The sequence below is a fragment of the Bacillus sp. SIMBA_008 genome, from assembly GCF_046535495.1.
GTDB classification, from domain to species: Bacteria; Bacillota; Bacilli; order Bacillales; family Bacillaceae; genus Bacillus; species Bacillus subtilis.
In genome coordinates this window covers 310951-326326 of sequence record NZ_JAWRWL010000003.1, presented here as the reverse complement: position 1 = coordinate 326326, position 15376 = coordinate 310951, and the positions used below count along the sequence as shown (strand labels likewise).

The following is a 15376-nucleotide window of genomic DNA, read 5'->3' as shown; positions in this document are numbered from 1 at the left end:
TTTCGTTCCTATATCACACGTGTGCTTTTAAATAATCGCCGATCAGCTGTATCGTCTCATCTGGATGGCTCATATGAGGGCAATGTCCGCGAGCCTCCATTTGTTTCAGACTGCTATAAGGCAGATGCTGATGCATATACTTACCTACTGTTGCAGGTGCGATGATATCATCTGCACATTGGAGAATAAGAGAGGGAACCGTTACCTTCGAAAGATCCTCTCGGTGATCAGAAAAAAACGCCGCTTTCGCGAATTGGCGGGCAATGACAGGATCAGTAGAACAAAAACGGCTTTCAAGCTCTTCCTTAATTTCAGGCCGATCTGGCTGATTCAGAACGGTTGCCGCAAATACAGTTGCCCAGCCGATATAATTTTTCTCCATCATCTCCAGCAAGCCAAGGAGCTGCTCCTCTTCAAATCCTCCGTAATACTCAGGCGGATCATTCAAATAGCAAGGAGAAGGCCCCACCATCACCAGATGGGAAAAAAGCTCCGGGCGGCGGATGGATGCAAGCATCCCAATCAAGGCCCCGACGGAGTGCCCCACAAACACGGTTTCCTTCAGATCTAAAGCTTCACAAACATCAAGAACATCCTGGGCATAGCCGTCAAGTGTCTGGTAACGATTCATGTCATATGCGCGCAAATCTGAATGTCCCGAACCGACGTAATCAAATAAAATCACCCGATGATCTTCTTCAAAGGCAGGTGCCACGGCATTCCACACGCTTTGATCGCATCCAAAACCAGGTGCGAACATGATAGATGCTTTGCCGCTGCCTTTCACCTTCACATGATTTCTAGACAAAATCGCTTCGTTCATGATTGGCTCCTTTCAGCCGGAAAGTAATATAAAGTTCAATATTTCTATCATAACACTCGGATGGTTTGAAGAGTGTATCTTTCTATGAATGTCACAGCAGTTTAAAAGAAAGAGGACATGGGAGATAGAAAAGATGGATGAATTGGAAGATTCAGGAGGAGGATTGCCTAGACACCGGGGTGAGAAAAAAAATGACATTTGTCACTCCATCATCATGACACCCCATACTAACATCGTCTTCTCCGTCATTTTACAATCAATGTAAACGATCAGGAGGTGCTCATGTGATGAAAGAAGCAATAACAGTAAGCAACGTGACAAAACATTTCCAGCGAAAAACCGCTGTAAACCACATCAGCTTCAGTATTGAAAAAGGAGAAATTGCAGCCATTCTCGGGCCAAATGGGGCAGGGAAGACGACCGTCATCTCTATGATATTAGGATTGCTGAAACCGAGTGAGGGAGAAATCAAACTATTTAACCGGGTTCCCGATGATCAACTGGTTCGTGAAAAAATAGGTGTAATGCTTCAGGAAGTGAGTGTCATGCCGGGCCTTAAGGTGGATGAAATTCTTGAACTCTTCCGGAGCTATTATCCGAATCCATTGTCCATGAAAGAACTCGTTTCGTTAACAGCACTCACCAAAGAAGATTTGAAAACAAGAGCAGAAAAATTATCCGGCGGACAAAAACGCCGTTTGAGCTTTGCTTTGGCTCTTGCCGGGAACCCGGAGCTGCTTATACTTGATGAACCGACAGTCGGCATGGATACTTCATCAAGACATCGATTCTGGCAGACCATTCACGGACTGTCGGACCAAGGAAAAACAATTATTTTTTCAACTCATTATTTACAAGAAGCAGACGATGCCGCACAGCGAATCCTATTTTTTACTGAAGGACGGCTTGTTGCAGACGACTCACCAATGCAAATCCGCTCAAGAATTCAAAAACAGTCTGTTTCCTTTACGCTTCATTCAAGTGAATCATTGGAAAGGCTGTCTTGTCACCCGGAAGTCGAGAGAGTGATCCATGAGCATGAAAGAACCATCATCCAGACATCAAATACAGATAAAGTGTTGGCGCTGATCTTTCAAGAAAACATCCCAGTACGAGATATTCGAATTGAGCAAGCGACGCTCGATGAGGCATTTCGCCAGCTGGCTGACGGCAACAGGGAGGCGATGTGAGTGAACATGCTGCAAAAGCAAAGCATCGCTGAAATGAAAAGGGTGCTTAGGAACAAGTACTTTGTGCTTTGGTCTCTGATCATGCCGATTGCCTTTTATTATTTCTTTACAAATGTAGTGAATACCAACGTCCCTGATCAACGTGCATGGGAAGCCCATTACCTGATGTCGATGACAGTCTTCAGCGTGATGGGTTCCTCTATCATGACGCTTGGCATCCGAATGGTACAAGAGCGGTCACAAGGCTGGACCGCCTTTATCCGCCTTACGCCTCTTCCGGATCATATCTATTTATCAGCTCAGATGATCGGCCAAAGTGTCATTCACGTTTTATCGATTACCGTCATATTTCTGTTCGGCGCAATCATCAATGATATTGCCTTGTCACCGTTTGAATGGATGATGAGCGGACTGTGGATTTTGTTTGGCGCATTGCCTTTTTTAGCATTAGGCACACTAATCGGCCTCATGAGAAAAGTAGAAACAGCGGCCGGAATCAGTAATGTGCTTTATATGCTGCTGGCTTTAGGCGGAGGGATGTGGATGCCGTTTGAGGTCATGCCTGACATGATGCAGAGCATTGGCCAGTGGCTTCCGTCTTATCATTTCGGGAGCGGAGCGTGGGAACTTGTCCGGGGTGGGAGTCCGACTTGGAAAAATATTCTGATATTAATCGCTTATATGATGCTCTTCATGCTACTATCTAAATATATAAGAAGAAAACAAGAAGCGGTGTAATACATGAAAAAGGCAATATCTATTTTCCCGAAGGAATTCGGGTTTTTCCCTTATATCTTTCTGGTGTATACCATTATGCCATTCCTCTCTTTATTAAAAGAATCAGGGGTCAAACAGGTGATCGGATATGGCATGCTGCTCCTTTTTGCAGCCGCATATCGCCAGTTATTCTGCAGCGTTGGCAGAGCTTCGTTTACATATTGGCTTATCGTGCAAATGGCGGTTATTCTGATATATAGTGTGTTTTACAATATCACCTATATATACTTAGGTTTTTTCCCGGCAAACTTTGTTGGTTATTACAAAGAGAAAACGAATTTTAACCGTGCGTTCTGCGCTTTAATCTTTATACTGCTTTTTCCATGCCTATACCAATTTATCGCGAATTCGGTCTCGCTCCGGGAGCTTTTTTCTGTTCTCCCGTTTCTCGTCATTATGCTCATTTCTCCATTCGGCATTCGTTCTATGTTTCGGAGAATTGAGCTTGAAGCTAAGCTTGCACAAGCCAACGAACAGATAAAAGAACTCTCTAAAAGGGAGGAGCGTGTTCGAATCGCCCGTGATCTTCACGATACTCTTGGCCACACCCTGTCGCTGCTTACATTAAAAAGCCAGCTCATTCAGCGGCTGGCTGCATCTGATATAGAACGGACCAAGCTTGAGGCAAAAGAAATGGAAACCAGTTCACGCTCCGCACTCAAGCAAGTTCGAGAGCTGGTTTCTGATATGAGAACGGTCACGATAACAGAGGAGCTCGTAAACATTCAGCACATATTAAGAGCGGGGAACATTACCTTTCAATACGAAGGAGCCGACGACTTTTCAGCGATATCTCCCGTCACTCAAAATATTATCAGTATGTGTATGCGGGAAGCCGTGACTAACATTATCAAGCACAGCAAAGCAACCCACTGTGCCATCACCATTTCTCAGCTTGCTGACAAAATGAGGATCGTGATACGGGATGACGGAAAGGGAGCGCCGAAGGAGAAAATGTTTGGGAATGGCCTGCGGGGAATGGAAGAACGGCTCATACTCATTGAAGGGGGATTAACGGTTTCAGATCATAACGGAACGGTTGTGGCACTGACGATTCCGCTTATTAAAAAAGCAGAATGATTGGAGGACGAAAAGAATGATTCGTCTGTTTATTGCTGAGGACCAGCGAATGCTTTTAGGCGCTTTGGGATCTTTGCTTGATTTAGAAGAGGATATGACAGTCATCGGACAAGCATTAAACGGGGAAGAGGCGCTACATGCTATTTTGAAGCTGGAGCCGGATGTATGCATTATGGACATTGAAATGCCGGTTCGAAGCGGGCTGGATGTGGCAGAGGAATTAATGAAAAAAGGCTGCGTCAGCAAGGTCATTATTTTAACCACCTTTGCCCGCCCCGGATATTTTGAACGCGCCGTAAAGGCCGGTGCACATGGCTATCTGCTGAAAGACGGCGAAATTGACGATCTGGCCGATGCCATTCGAAAATGTGTAAAGGGAAAACGTGTCTTCAGCCCCGAGCTGACGTTTAATATGATGCGAGACGAAAATCCGCTAACCGTTAGAGAGCAAGAAATTCTGAGGCTTGCGGCTTTAGGCAAGACAACTAAAGACATTACGCTTGAGCTCTATTTATCTCAAGGCACAGTTCGAAACTATATCTCAGAAATCATCCAAAAGCTTCATGCGAGAAATCGGACAGAAGCCGCCAGCATTGCTGAGGAAAAGGGATGGATTTAATGGAAACCTGGTTATTTATAGCCGGGTTTTTTTGTGTTTAGCTGGTCATTTATGGTTGTAATATTCAGTATAACTGTATATGATGGGATTATACAGTTATACTGAATATTGGAGGCTGTTATATGAATGACAATAAGCATTTGCCGCTGACTGAGACTGTTTACTATGTTCTTTTATCTTTGTTACATCCTGCTCACGGCTACATCATTATGAAAAATATTGAAGATCTTAGCGGCGGAAGAGTTAAAATGGCGCCTGGAACTCTTTATGGCGCAATTGAAAACTTATTGAAGCATCAATTGATAGAGCCTTATCCAAGTGAAGATCGCCGCAGAAAAACATATATTATCACTGAACTGGGAAGAAATGTGTTGTGGAAGGATATGGAGAGAATGGAGCGGCTGGTTGACATAACGAGGCAGGAAGTAAATAAAAAGGGGGAGACCATATGAAGAAATACAGATATTTTATGGACATAGACAGTGAGGAACAATGGCTGAATAAGATGGCAGATAAGGGGTGCGAATTAAAAGGGAAAGTTTTTTTATCCTATTGTTTTTCAGATGAAACATCGTCTGACAATTCTACCGTCAAAATAGACTATCGCACCTTTAAACATCCGGGAGATTTTACTGATTATCGAACTCTCTTTGAAGACAGCGGATGGAAGCATCTTTTCAGTTCACAAGGCCTGCATTATTTTAGAAAAGAGAAAGCCAGTGCATCAGACGATATTTTTTCGGATACAGAATCCAGAGCCGGAAGATATAAACGCCTATTGCAATCGTACTTTGCACTTTCTTTTATATTCTTATCCTTCATCATGATCCTCTTTACTACTAATGGTTTGACTGCTGATTTATTTATCCGTCCCCAGAGTTTGTATTATACGCCGGGCCTGTGGGATAAGACGGGAGCAGCTTTTATCAGAGCCTTTTTGTTTGAAACACCTTTTGCACTGATGAGAGGGGTAGCGGGCTGGATTGTTCTCCTTAGCGCTCTTAGCTTCTTTTATTCATTTGTAAAGACATTTAAAAAATACAGAAAGTGCCTGTATGGCCATTAAAAAGTGTGTAGTGCTATGAACGTCTGTCCAGTGGAACAGGCGTTTTTTATTGCCGAGATGTTTAGAAAACCCTTTCCTTCCATTGTCAGAATAGTGTACGATATTCATATAGTTATTTTAACTCAGGTCATCAGATGACCTGATCATATATTGGGGATGAGAGAGGGGTTCATCATGAAAGTCTCACTTTTTGTCACTTGTCTTGTTGATATGTTTCAAACAAATGTCGGAAAAGCAACGGTTGAGCTGCTGGAGCGGCTTGGGTGTGAGGTTGATTTTCCGGAAGGGCAGATTTGCTGCGGGCAGCCGGCTTACAACAGCGGCTATGTAAATGACGCCAAAAAAGCAATGAAACGGATGATCGAAACGTTTCAGGATTCTGAATATGTTGTCAGTCCTTCCGGTTCCTGCACAACGATGTTCCGGGAGTATCCGCACCTGTTTCAGGATGATCCGAAATGGGCCGATAAAGCGAAAAAGCTGGCGGATAAAACGTATGAACTGACAGATTTTATTGTGAACGTACTTGGAGTAGAGGATGTCGGCGCGACCCTTCATACAAAAGCGACCTTACATACGTCGTGCCATATGACTAGGCTGCTGGGTGTTCGGGAGGAGCCGATGAAGCTGTTGAGCCATGTGAAGGGCCTGCAGTTTACAGAGCTTCCGGGCAAACATAACTGCTGCGGATTCGGAGGAACGTTCTCCGTCAAGATGGCGCAGATTTCTGAGCAGATGGTCGATGAAAAAGTCGAATGTGTGGAGGAAACGGGAGCAGAGGTGCTGATCGGTGCTGACTGCGGCTGTTTGATGAATATCGGGGGACGGCTTGGCCGAAAAGATAAGAATGTCAAAGTGATGCACATCGCCGAAGTGCTCAACAGCAGATAAAACTGGATTCAGAGGGGGAAAGGATCATGGCGATGAAAATCGGTACTGACGCTTTTAAAGAGCGGGTATCACAGGGGATTGATAATGAATTTATGAGAGGCGCTGTTTCGGGTGCACAGGAGCGTCTGCGGACGCGGCGCCTAGAGGCAGCAGAAGAACTGGGAAACTGGGAGGAGTGGCGCTCATTATCAGAGGAAATCAGGCAGCATGTCCTTGAAAACCTTGATTTCTATCTTGGACAGCTTGCCGAAAATGTGGCGAAAAGAGGCGGACATGTCTATTTCGCGGAAACAGCGGAAGAGGCGTCTTCTTATATTCGTGATGTCATTCAAAAGAAGAACGGGAAGAAAATTGTGAAATCTAAATCAATGGTCACAGAGGAAATCAATCTGAATGAGGTGCTGGAGAAGGAAGGCTGTGAAGTCGTAGAAACCGATCTCGGCGAGTATATTTTGCAGATCGATGATCACGATCCGCCGTCACATATCGTTGCGCCCGCCCTTCATAAAAATAAAGAGCAGATACGCGATGTGTTTAAAGAAAGGCTGGACTATCAACATACAGAAAAACCGGAAGAGCTGGTGATGCATGCGCGCGCCATTCTCCGGAAAAAGTTTCTGGAAGCGGATATCGGCATTACCGGCTGTAACTTCGCCATCGCTGACACGGGTTCCGTCAGCCTTGTGACCAATGAAGGAAATGGACGGCTTGTGAGCACCTTGCCGAAAACACAAATTACCGTCATGGGAATGGAGCGGATTGTCCCGTCATTTTCTGAATTTGAAGTGCTAGTCAGCATGCTGACAAGAAGTGCTGTCGGACAGCGGCTGACAAGCTATATTACAGCTTTGACGGGTCCGAAGCTGGAAGGTGAAGTGGACGGTCCGGAAGAATTTCATCTTGTCATCGTTGACAATGGACGATCCAATATCCTTGGAACGGAATTCCAGTCTGTGCTGCAATGTATCCGCTGTGCAGCCTGTATCAATGTCTGTCCTGTGTACCGCCATGTCGGCGGACATTCATACGGCTCAATCTACTCGGGGCCGATCGGAGCGGTTTTATCACCGTTGCTCGGCGGTTATGACGATTATAAGGAGCTGCCGTACGCATCTTCACTGTGCGCTGCTTGTTCAGAAGCCTGCCCGGTCAAAATCCCGCTTCATGAGCTGCTACTCAAGCATCGTCAGAATATCGTCGAAAAAGAAGGCAGAGCGCCGATCAGTGAAAAGCTTGCAATGAAAGCATTCGGACTTGGCGCATCCTCTTTATCGCTTTACAAAATGGGCTCAAAATGGGCGCCGGCCGCCATGACGCCTTTTACAGAGGACGAAAAAATTTCGAAAGGGCCCGGCCCGCTTAAAAATTGGACACAGATCCGTGACTTCCCGGCACCGCATAAATCGAGATTCAGAGACTGGTTTGCGGACAGAGAAACAAGTGAACGCACGAAGGAGGAGCAGTGATGACGAAGGGAACCATTCAGAATCAAGAGAGCTTTTTAAATCGAATCGCATCCAGCCTGGGCCGTGAAAGAAGAACAGGAGGCGTGGCAGTCCCTGAATGGGCGCATCAGCCGCAATATAAAACACTTGAAGGTTATTCAGCGGATGACTTAGTCACAGTGCTCAAAAACCATTGTGTCAAAATCCATACAGAGCTGATTGAAACGGATTCAACCGGCCTTTATGATGCCCTGCGCGAGCAAGTCAGCCGCTTTTCCGGAGGCCCTGTCATCATTCCGAAGGACCCCCGCTTTGAAGAATACGGACTGAAAAGCCTGCTCACCAAGGACTGGCCGAGTGAAGGAACGCCGGTCTGGGAGTGGGATGCTGACAAAGGCGAGGAAAATATCAAAAAAGCGGAGCAAGCCAATGTAGGGATTACATTCAGCGAAATTACATTGGCTGAGTCGGGGACGGTTGTCCTCTTCTCCTCAAAAGACATCGGCCGCTCTGTCAGCCTTTTGCCGACGACTTATATTGCGATCGTGCCGAAATCAAGCATTGTACCGAGAATGACACAAGCCAGTGATATCATCCGCCAAAACATTGCGAACGGTGTCACTGTTCCTTCATGTATCAACTACATTACCGGACCGAGTAACTCAGCCGACATTGAAATGGATTTAGTTGTGGGGGTGCACGGACCAGTAAAGGCAGCATATATTCTCATCTCTGACCGCTGAACTCAGGAAGCCCGGCAGGCATATGCCGGGCTTTTTGCTTGAAAAAACTTCAACTTCCAATTTTTTGGCCGATGAGAAGAGTATGACTTGAAATAGGAGGAAATGCGATGAAAAAGTGGCTGATCATAGCGGTTTCACTGGCGATTGCGATTGTTCTGTTTATGTATACAAAAACAGAAGCGAAGGCAGTCGGAATGACACTAGGCTACACGACTGGGGATACGGCTTCATACAATTCTCTCACGAAATATCATACATACATGAATGCCATCGCAACCGATACGTTTGCGTTTGAAAAAAACGGACATGTGATTGGCGATGCCCCAACTAAGCAGCTGACATATGCGAAAAAGAAAAAAATCAAGACATGGGCTGTCATTTCAAACTATAATGATGCCATTTATGACTTTGACGGAGATTTAGCGAGTCGAGTCATGAGTAATAAAACAGCGAAAAAACGATTCACAGATCAGTTAATTACACTGGCCAAAAAGCACTCATATTACGGAATCAATATCGATTTTGAAGCAGTAAATCCAGAAGACCGCGCTGCATACTCGAACTTCATTCAATATGTCTCACAGGCTTTGAATAAGAAACATATTAAAACAATGGTATCCGTTCCGGCCAAAAGCGCCGATGATAAAAATGATGACTGGAGCTGGCCGTATGATTATGCGAAAATCGGCAAATATGCCGACTTCGTACAAGTCATGACCTACGATGAACACGGCATTTGGGGTGAGCCGGGGTCAGTGGCAAGCACAAACTGGATCAAAAGCTCTCTGCAGTTTTCAGTCAAAAAGATCAAAGCCAATAAAGTCATCATGGGAATCCCTGCGTACGGCTATGACTGGGATGTAAAAGACGGAAGTACCAGCACAATAAGGGAATGGAATGAGCTCAAATCCCTCATCAAAAAACAAAAAGCAAAGCCGGCATTCAACAAAAAATCAGGCTCGATGACGTTTTCTTATGTTGACAAAAAGAAGCATAAACATGTCGTGTGGTATGAAAACGAAAAAACCGTTCAAACGAAAAGCCATCTGGCAAAGCAATATAAAATAGCAGGTGTTTCAGTTTACGCATTAGGAAACGAATCAGAATCCTTTTGGAAAGCCATTCGAAAAGGGACAAAATAACAGTTTCTTTTTTCTCTGAAGTTATTGACAGTTAAAAGAGAAGCACGTATATTATGTTAATATATTCAGATCATAAAATTTGAGTTTTTCAGAAAACTAAAACACATAGATTGGGAGCAGTAAAAGAAAGTGATCAGAACAGAGAGCTGCGGGGTGGTGCGACGCAGCCTGATTCTTCTTTGAACTCGCCCGGGAGTGGTAAGACGGAACGGAATAGATTGAATATTCCCTATGTTTTAACGGCTAACCTTCGTTACAGGTCAAAAGCAGGATTCTTTATGAAGAATCAACAAGAGTGGTACCGCGGTCAGCCGAAGGCTCGTCGTCTCTTTATCTATTAGATTAGGTAGGAGACGGCGGGCTTTTTTGTTTTTGAAAACGAGAAGGAGAGGTAGAAGAGGATGAAAAACGACAATCAAACGTTAAAACGCACGATGACGTCCCGCCATATTATGATGATGGCGCTGGGCGGAGCAATCGGCGCAGGTTTATTTAAGGGGAGCAGCTCAGCGATCGATGTGGCAGGGCCATCTGTCATTATCGCATACCTGCTCGGCGGGATTATTTTGCTGTTTATTATGCAGGGGCTGGCGGAAATGGCTGTTCGAAACCGTAACGCCAGAACCTTCCGTGATCTTGTCCAGCAGGTATTGGGAAATTACGCCGCTTACTTTTTGGACTGGATCTACTGGAAAATGTGGGTGCTTAACATTGCGGCTGAAGCTGTTGTAGCTGCGATTTTCATTCAATATTGGCTGCCGGGCTGCCCGATCTGGGTGTTGGCATTAGGAATTTCTCTTATCGTCACGATTGTAAACTTGCTTTCTGTTAAAATCTTCGCCGAAACTGAATATTGGCTGGCAATGATCAAGATTACCGTTATTATTATCTTTATTATTCTGGGATTGCTGCTCTTATTTGTATCATTCGGTGATCATACAGCATCCGGATTTTCCAACCTGACAGACCACGGCGGATTTTTCCCGCACGGCGGCACAGGGCTGATCACGGCGATGCTTGTCGTCATCTACTCTTACGGCGGTACAGAAATTATCGGTGTAACGCTTGCAGAGACAAAAAATCCGGAAAAGGTTGTCCCGAAAGCTGTCCGCAGCACACTGACACGGATTGTCGCGTTTTACCTGCTGCCGTTTTTCATCATCGTCAGCCTGATTCCATGGAACCAAGTCAATTCGGTTCCGGAAAGTCCTTTCGTGATGGTCTTTAAAATGGTAGGCATTCCGGGCGCGGATCATATCATGAATGCAGTCATCCTGCTGGCGATCATTTCTTCTATGAATTCAGGTTTATACGGATCATCACGCATTTTGTATACACAGGCAAGTGACGGAAGGCTTCCAAAAATCTTCTCGAAGCTTTCATCGAAAAACGTACCGATGTTTGCGATTCTGATGTGCACTTCTTCTCTCTATATTGGCGTATTGATTTCTCTGTTCGCAGGAAGCCAAACATTTAATTATTTAATGGGATCATTGGGATATACCGTTTTATTCATTTGGCTGATCATCGGATTCGCTCATTTAAAATCGAGAAAACAGCAAACGGAAACACCGGCCTATTATGTAAAATGGTTCCCGTACACGACATGGTTTGCGATTGTGGCATTACTCGCCATTCTGATCGGGGTCATCATGACAACATCAATTGTCATTACCGGCATTACTGCGGCGATCTACCTTTTGATTACAGTTGCATATTTGGTCAAAGGACGCAAGCATCAGTAAATAAGAAACCCTCTTGCCGCATCCGGCAAGAGGGTTTTTATTATTGTGCAGCTTTCTCGTTTATACCAATCGCCGCAGCTTTCTGCGCTTTTGATTTTGTATTCACGAGACAGATGCTCGTGACAATCAGCAGCAGCCCTGCCAAGAGGCTAAGGGTGAGCGGTTCATGCAGGAAAATGGAGCTGGCCACGATTGATATGAGCGGAATCAAAAAAGTATAAGATGCGACCTTGCTTGCTTCTCCTGAACCGACAAGCGTAAAAAAGACAAGCCAGCCGAGCGCGATAACGAATACGGAGATGAACAGCAGGCTCGTGATAAACGGAGCTGTCCATTGGATCGCCGAAAAGCTTTCTGTCCAAAAGCCGGATATAAGCAGAAACACGCTTCCGATCGTCAGCTGCAGAGCGACCATCCAGATGGAATCGACGCGGCTGCCTGTTTTTTTCATATATACCGTCCCGAGCGCCCAGCTGACTGCGGAGCCGAGAGCCAGCAGAACCCCAATGACAGAAATATGCCCGCCAAAGCCCGCAGCACTAATGACGGCTACTCCCGCAAAACCGAGGATGAGGCCGATCACTTTCATTACAAACATGGATTCGCCGAGCCACAGCCAAGAAAATACACCCATCAGAACAGGCTGGAAGAAGACGATTGCAGAAAACAGGCCGGCCGGAAGATAATTCAGCCCGATCGTTTGCAGGCCGTAGAATAACGTAATATTTAAAAGAGCAGAAACAAGATAAATCGGCCACGTTTCTTTTAAGCGTAATTTATGAATACGCGGCAGTGCGACAATGACTAATAAAAGCCCGCCGATCAGTGTTCGGATGCCCGCGAACAATAATGGCGGAGAATAGGCGAGCGCGGCTTTGGACAGCGGCCAATTGACGCCCCACATGATGACGAGAAATGCGAGCAGGAGAGCTGTCCGCGTTTTTGAGAGCTGCTTCATTGTTCATTCACTCCTTGTAGAACTTTTCCATCATATGATACGGTAGAACATAAGATAAATAAAATGAATCTTTTTTATAAGGAGCATAAGTAAATTGTTATGACCATTACACAATTAAAGGTTTTTGTGAAAATAGCTGAAACGGGAAGCTTTACAAAAGCGGGTCAGGCGCTGAACATGACACAGCCGGCTGTCAGCCATGCGATTTCTGCGATCGAAGCTGAGCTTGATGTAAAGCTGATCATTCGTGACCGCCGCAATGGCCTGATGCTGACGGATACGGGAAAACAGATCTTAGTACACATTAGAGAAGTCTTAAAAGGCATTGAAAAAGTTGAGCAGGTAGCAGCAGCGGAAAAAGGGCTTGAACTGGGAACGATTCATATCGGCACATTCTCAACTGCCTCGGCTTATTTTATGCCAAAGCTGATCAGTGAATTTAAACAAAAATATCCGAAACTTTAGCTCGTGCTGCACGAGGGAACTGTAAATGAAGTCAAGGAGTGGCTTCATACGCGGATGATAGATGTCGGGATTCTTCTGTATCCAACAGAGGAGATGGAGTACATTCATTTGAAAAAAGACAAAATGGCTGTCGTGCTCAGGGACGATCACCCGCTTGCCAGTCATTCGGCCATTACGCTGAAAGATCTTGACCATGAACCGATGATCGTCTGTGACGGAGGCTATGAATCACCATTTGTCGATATGTTCAGGCAGGCGGGCGCTACGCTGCACCCAGCTTTCACGGTCTATAACATCAACACCTCGATCAGTATGATCAGAGAAGGACTGGGCCTGGCCATTTTATCAGAAATGTCCATGTCGGGGATGCCGCTGCCGGAGCATGTGGTGACCCGGGAATTGGACCCGCAGGTATACCGTGATGTGCAGCTTGCTGTTCCGTCGCTAAAGGAGGCTTCTCTGGCGGCTAAGCTCTTTATTGAGATGGCTAAGGAGTTGTTTGGAAAATAAATCACTAATTATATTAGTTTCTATTAACAATGAATTCAATAAATTGGTTAATGAAGTTTCTTCTATATATTGGAGTAATAAAACAAATTGAATCTAACACGAATGGTTTTTAAATAATATAAAAAGCTGTCGAGTTTACCTGACAGCTTAATAATTTATCGATTTACTTTGAATGAATTCGAATAATTATATGAATAATCTTTGCTATAAGAATATGTAATTTTAGCTTTGATTCTGTAATAACCAGTTGAACATCCTTTTAATGGGAATGACTTTTCAACATGATATACAAAATCAAATGTTTTACTTTTGCATGTTTTCCATGATTTCCCTGATTTGCGCTGGAGGTATAGTGTTCCCTTTTTATGACCAAATGGATAGCTGGTACCGATAAGAAAATCTACGGATGTGGCTTTTTTAGTATAATGAGAAGCGTCGGTATAACCCCAAACGTTTATATCTTCCATTTTACCAGAATCAAAGCCGGCTGCTAATGCATTAGAACTTCCGAAAAACAACATAATAGCCAGGGTAAATGCTGTAATAACTGAAATTTTTATACTTGTTTTTTTCATAGGAAATATCTCCTTTTTATTTAATATATACCATAATATATCATGGGGTTTTCTGGTTATCAACAACTAAATATATATAACAAAAATAGAAGATACTGTTTTTAGTTTAAGTTTGGTAATCAAAGTGAGTTTGAAGAAACAATTTTTTAGTTTTTATTTATTTGTATAATAAATGCTTTTTACATTGTTCGAATTTCATCGAATCAAATTCTTTTATTCCTGAATGCAGTTGTGTTATGGTGTGATAGAAGTTCTTTCAATCATGACCTGACAGCTTTGGGCTGTTTACTGATAACACATTTGCAAAGGAGAACAATATGTCTAACAACCAACGCAAAGATACCTTGCTTTCTGTCTTGAATTTATCTCCGGTTGTTCAGGGAGGAACGATTGCAGAATCATTCCGAAACAGCATGGACTTGGCGCGCCGGGCAGAGGAATGGGGCTATCACCGTTACTGGCTTGCTGAACATCATAATATAGAAGGTGTTGCAAGCTCTGCCACCGCAGTTTTGATTGGCCATATTGCCGGAGGCACGAAGAAAATCCGCGTCGGTTCCGGCGGCATTATGCTCCCGAACCACTCTTCATTAGTCATTGCTGAACAATTCGGCACACTGGAAACACTGTATCCCGGGCGGATTGATCTGGGGCTTGGACGTGCGCCGGGAACAGACCAGTTGACAGCCAGAGCACTCCGCAGAAACATCAACAGCGGGGAGGATTTTCCAGAACAATTAGAGGAACTGCGCAATTATTTTAAACCGTCAGGAAATGTGCGCAATCAAGTTCGCGCCATTCCCGGAGAGGGCATAGACGTGCCGATTTGGCTGCTGGGCTCAAGCGGCTTCAGCGCCCGTCTGGCAGGTGAATTAGGTCTTCCGTTTGCCTTTGCCGCTCATTTCTCACCGGCGAATACGGTTCCCGCTTTGGAGCTGTACCGCAATTCCTTCACGCCGTCAGACGTGCTCGACGAACCGTATGCGATGGTCGGTGTCACCATTATCGCGGCAGATACAAACGAGAAAGCGCAGCACCTTGCGACTTCGCATTATCAAAGGTTTCTTGATCTTGTCCGCGGTACGCCGAACCAGCTTAAACCGCCTGTTGAGGATATGGACCAAATCTGGAGCCCGTATGAAAAAGCGATGGTCAATGAGCAGCTGAGCTCCACGATTGTCGGAGGTCCGGAAGAAGTGAAGGCGAAGCTTGAAGATTTCGTCAAAACGACACAGGCTGACGAAATTATGGTTAACTCAGAAACCTTTGAACACGCAGACAGAATGCGTTCGTTTGAAATCATCGCTGACGTTTGGAAAAACAGATAACAACTATAAAAAAAGCAAT

16 protein-coding genes, 1 pseudogene and 1 other annotated feature are annotated in these 15376 nt (G+C 44.8%); of the genes and pseudogenes, 14 read left to right on the top strand and 3 right to left on the bottom strand.

Annotated elements, in window-relative coordinates; genetic code table 11:
- Positions 1 to 13: 13 nt before the first annotated feature.
- The gene (rsbQ, locus tag SB658_RS12300) at positions 14 to 823 is read right to left on the bottom strand and encodes a sigma factor SigB/phosphatase RsbP regulator RsbQ (protein ID WP_038829406.1); all 810 of its coding nucleotides are present in this window, start codon (positions 821 to 823) and stop codon (positions 14 to 16) included.
- A 133-nt stretch (positions 824 to 956) separates the two neighbouring features.
- Here rsbQ and SB658_RS12295 point away from each other — a divergent pair, with 133 nt between their 5' ends.
- The 12 genes from SB658_RS12295 (at position 957) to SB658_RS12240 (ending at position 11521) form a co-directional block, all read left to right on the top strand.
- A complete protein-coding gene (locus tag SB658_RS12295; protein WP_269450162.1) occupies positions 957 to 1088 on the top strand; it encodes a hypothetical protein in 132 nt (43 codons plus the stop codon).
- A 19-nt stretch (positions 1089 to 1107) separates the two neighbouring features.
- On the top strand, positions 1108 to 2013 hold the full coding sequence (locus SB658_RS12290; RefSeq protein ID WP_128740738.1) for an ABC transporter ATP-binding protein: 906 nt from the start codon (positions 1108 to 1110) through the stop codon (positions 2011 to 2013).
- Positions 2014 to 2751, top strand: a complete 738-nt coding sequence (locus SB658_RS12285) for an ABC transporter permease (protein WP_021480631.1) — start codon at positions 2014 to 2016, stop codon at positions 2749 to 2751. It begins immediately after the preceding gene.
- Between the two features lie 3 nt (positions 2752 to 2754).
- A complete protein-coding gene (yvfT, locus tag SB658_RS12280; RefSeq protein ID WP_128740737.1) occupies positions 2755 to 3870 on the top strand; it encodes a two-component system sensor histidine kinase YvfT in 1116 nt (371 codons plus the stop codon).
- 16 nt (positions 3871 to 3886) lie between these two features.
- Positions 3887 to 4489: a two-component system response regulator YvfU gene (gene yvfU, locus SB658_RS12275; protein ID WP_064671572.1), complete on the top strand. Its 603-nt coding sequence runs from the start codon at positions 3887 to 3889 to the stop codon at positions 4487 to 4489.
- 122 nt (positions 4490 to 4611) lie between these two features.
- Positions 4612 to 4941 carry a PadR family transcriptional regulator gene (locus SB658_RS12270; RefSeq protein WP_046160860.1) on the top strand — a complete coding sequence of 110 codons (330 nt, stop codon included), beginning with the start codon at positions 4612 to 4614 and terminating at the stop codon, positions 4939 to 4941.
- A complete protein-coding gene (locus SB658_RS12265; protein WP_046160859.1) occupies positions 4938 to 5555 on the top strand; it encodes a DUF2812 domain-containing protein in 618 nt (205 codons plus the stop codon). Before SB658_RS12270 ends, SB658_RS12265 begins: the two co-directional genes overlap by 4 nt.
- A gap of 174 nt (positions 5556 to 5729) precedes the next feature.
- The gene (gene lutA, locus SB658_RS12260; protein WP_029725948.1) at positions 5730 to 6446 is read left to right on the top strand and encodes a lactate utilization iron-sulfur protein LutA; all 717 of its coding nucleotides are present in this window, start codon (positions 5730 to 5732) and stop codon (positions 6444 to 6446) included.
- A 26-nt stretch (positions 6447 to 6472) separates the two neighbouring features.
- Positions 6473 to 7912 (top strand): lactate utilization iron-sulfur protein LutB, encoded by a 1440-nt coding sequence (gene lutB, locus SB658_RS12255; RefSeq protein WP_014480926.1) that lies wholly within the window; start codon positions 6473 to 6475, stop codon positions 7910 to 7912.
- The gene (lutC, locus tag SB658_RS12250; protein WP_029725947.1) at positions 7912 to 8634 is read left to right on the top strand and encodes a lactate utilization protein LutC; all 723 of its coding nucleotides are present in this window, start codon (positions 7912 to 7914) and stop codon (positions 8632 to 8634) included. The genes lutB and lutC overlap by 1 nt, the downstream gene beginning before the upstream one ends.
- A 107-nt stretch (positions 8635 to 8741) precedes the next feature.
- Positions 8742 to 9776 (top strand): glycosyl hydrolase family 18 protein, encoded by a 1035-nt coding sequence (locus tag SB658_RS12245; protein WP_029725946.1) that lies wholly within the window; start codon positions 8742 to 8744, stop codon positions 9774 to 9776.
- Positions 9777 to 9873: 97 nt separating this feature from the next.
- Positions 9874 to 10109 (top strand) — a binding site (T-box leader).
- Positions 10110 to 10177: 68 nt separating this feature from the next.
- A complete protein-coding gene (locus tag SB658_RS12240) occupies positions 10178 to 11521 on the top strand; it encodes an amino acid permease (RefSeq protein ID WP_029725945.1) in 1344 nt (447 codons plus the stop codon).
- A gap of 40 nt (positions 11522 to 11561) precedes the next feature.
- Here the strand turns inward: SB658_RS12240 and SB658_RS12235 are convergent, their stop codons facing one another.
- Entirely contained in the window at positions 11562 to 12479 is a 918-nt protein-coding gene (locus SB658_RS12235) for a DMT family transporter (protein WP_003228315.1), read from the bottom strand.
- Positions 12480 to 12578: 99 nt separating this feature from the next.
- Between SB658_RS12235 and SB658_RS12230 the strand changes: the two are divergent.
- Positions 12579 to 13454, top strand: a pseudogene (locus SB658_RS12230) (LysR family transcriptional regulator).
- A gap of 155 nt (positions 13455 to 13609) precedes the next feature.
- Here SB658_RS12230 and SB658_RS12225 read toward each other — a convergent pair.
- On the bottom strand, positions 13610 to 14029 hold the full coding sequence (locus SB658_RS12225; protein ID WP_029318390.1) for a hypothetical protein: 420 nt from the start codon (positions 14027 to 14029) through the stop codon (positions 13610 to 13612).
- Between the two features lie 317 nt (positions 14030 to 14346).
- Here SB658_RS12225 and SB658_RS12220 point away from each other — a divergent pair, with 317 nt between their 5' ends.
- Positions 14347 to 15357, top strand: a complete 1011-nt coding sequence (locus tag SB658_RS12220; RefSeq protein WP_003228318.1) for an LLM class flavin-dependent oxidoreductase — start codon at positions 14347 to 14349, stop codon at positions 15355 to 15357.
- The last annotated feature ends 19 nt before the right edge of the window (positions 15358 to 15376 follow it).

Bases quoted from the DNA above. Each gene is read 5' to 3' on its own strand.
- SB658_RS12295 (WP_269450162.1), top strand. From the start codon at position 957: ATGGATGAATTGGAAGATTCAGGAGGAGGATTGCCTAGACACCGGGGT.
- SB658_RS12245 (WP_029725946.1), top strand. From the start codon at position 8,742: ATGAAAAAGTGGCTGATCATAGCGGTTTCACTGGCGATTGCGATTGTT.
- SB658_RS12220 (WP_003228318.1), top strand. From the start codon at position 14,347: ATGTCTAACAACCAACGCAAAGATACCTTGCTTTCTGTCTTGAATTTA.
- yvfT (WP_128740737.1), top strand. From the start codon at position 2,755: ATGAAAAAGGCAATATCTATTTTCCCGAAGGAATTCGGGTTTTTCCCT.
- SB658_RS12240 (WP_029725945.1), top strand. From the start codon at position 10,178: ATGAAAAACGACAATCAAACGTTAAAACGCACGATGACGTCCCGCCAT.
- SB658_RS12265 (WP_046160859.1), top strand. From the start codon at position 4,938: ATGAAGAAATACAGATATTTTATGGACATAGACAGTGAGGAACAATGG.
- SB658_RS12235 (WP_003228315.1), bottom strand. From the start codon at position 12,479: ATGAAGCAGCTCTCAAAAACGCGGACAGCTCTCCTGCTCGCATTTCTC.
- rsbQ (WP_038829406.1), bottom strand. From the start codon at position 823: ATGAACGAAGCGATTTTGTCTAGAAATCATGTGAAGGTGAAAGGCAGC.
- lutA (WP_029725948.1), top strand. From the start codon at position 5,730: ATGAAAGTCTCACTTTTTGTCACTTGTCTTGTTGATATGTTTCAAACA.
- SB658_RS12225 (WP_029318390.1), bottom strand. From the start codon at position 14,029: ATGAAAAAAACAAGTATAAAAATTTCAGTTATTACAGCATTTACCCTG.
- SB658_RS12270 (WP_046160860.1), top strand. From the start codon at position 4,612: ATGAATGACAATAAGCATTTGCCGCTGACTGAGACTGTTTACTATGTT.
- yvfU (WP_064671572.1), top strand. From the start codon at position 3,887: ATGATTCGTCTGTTTATTGCTGAGGACCAGCGAATGCTTTTAGGCGCT.
- lutC (WP_029725947.1), top strand. From the start codon at position 7,912: ATGACGAAGGGAACCATTCAGAATCAAGAGAGCTTTTTAAATCGAATC.
- lutB (WP_014480926.1), top strand. From the start codon at position 6,473: ATGGCGATGAAAATCGGTACTGACGCTTTTAAAGAGCGGGTATCACAG.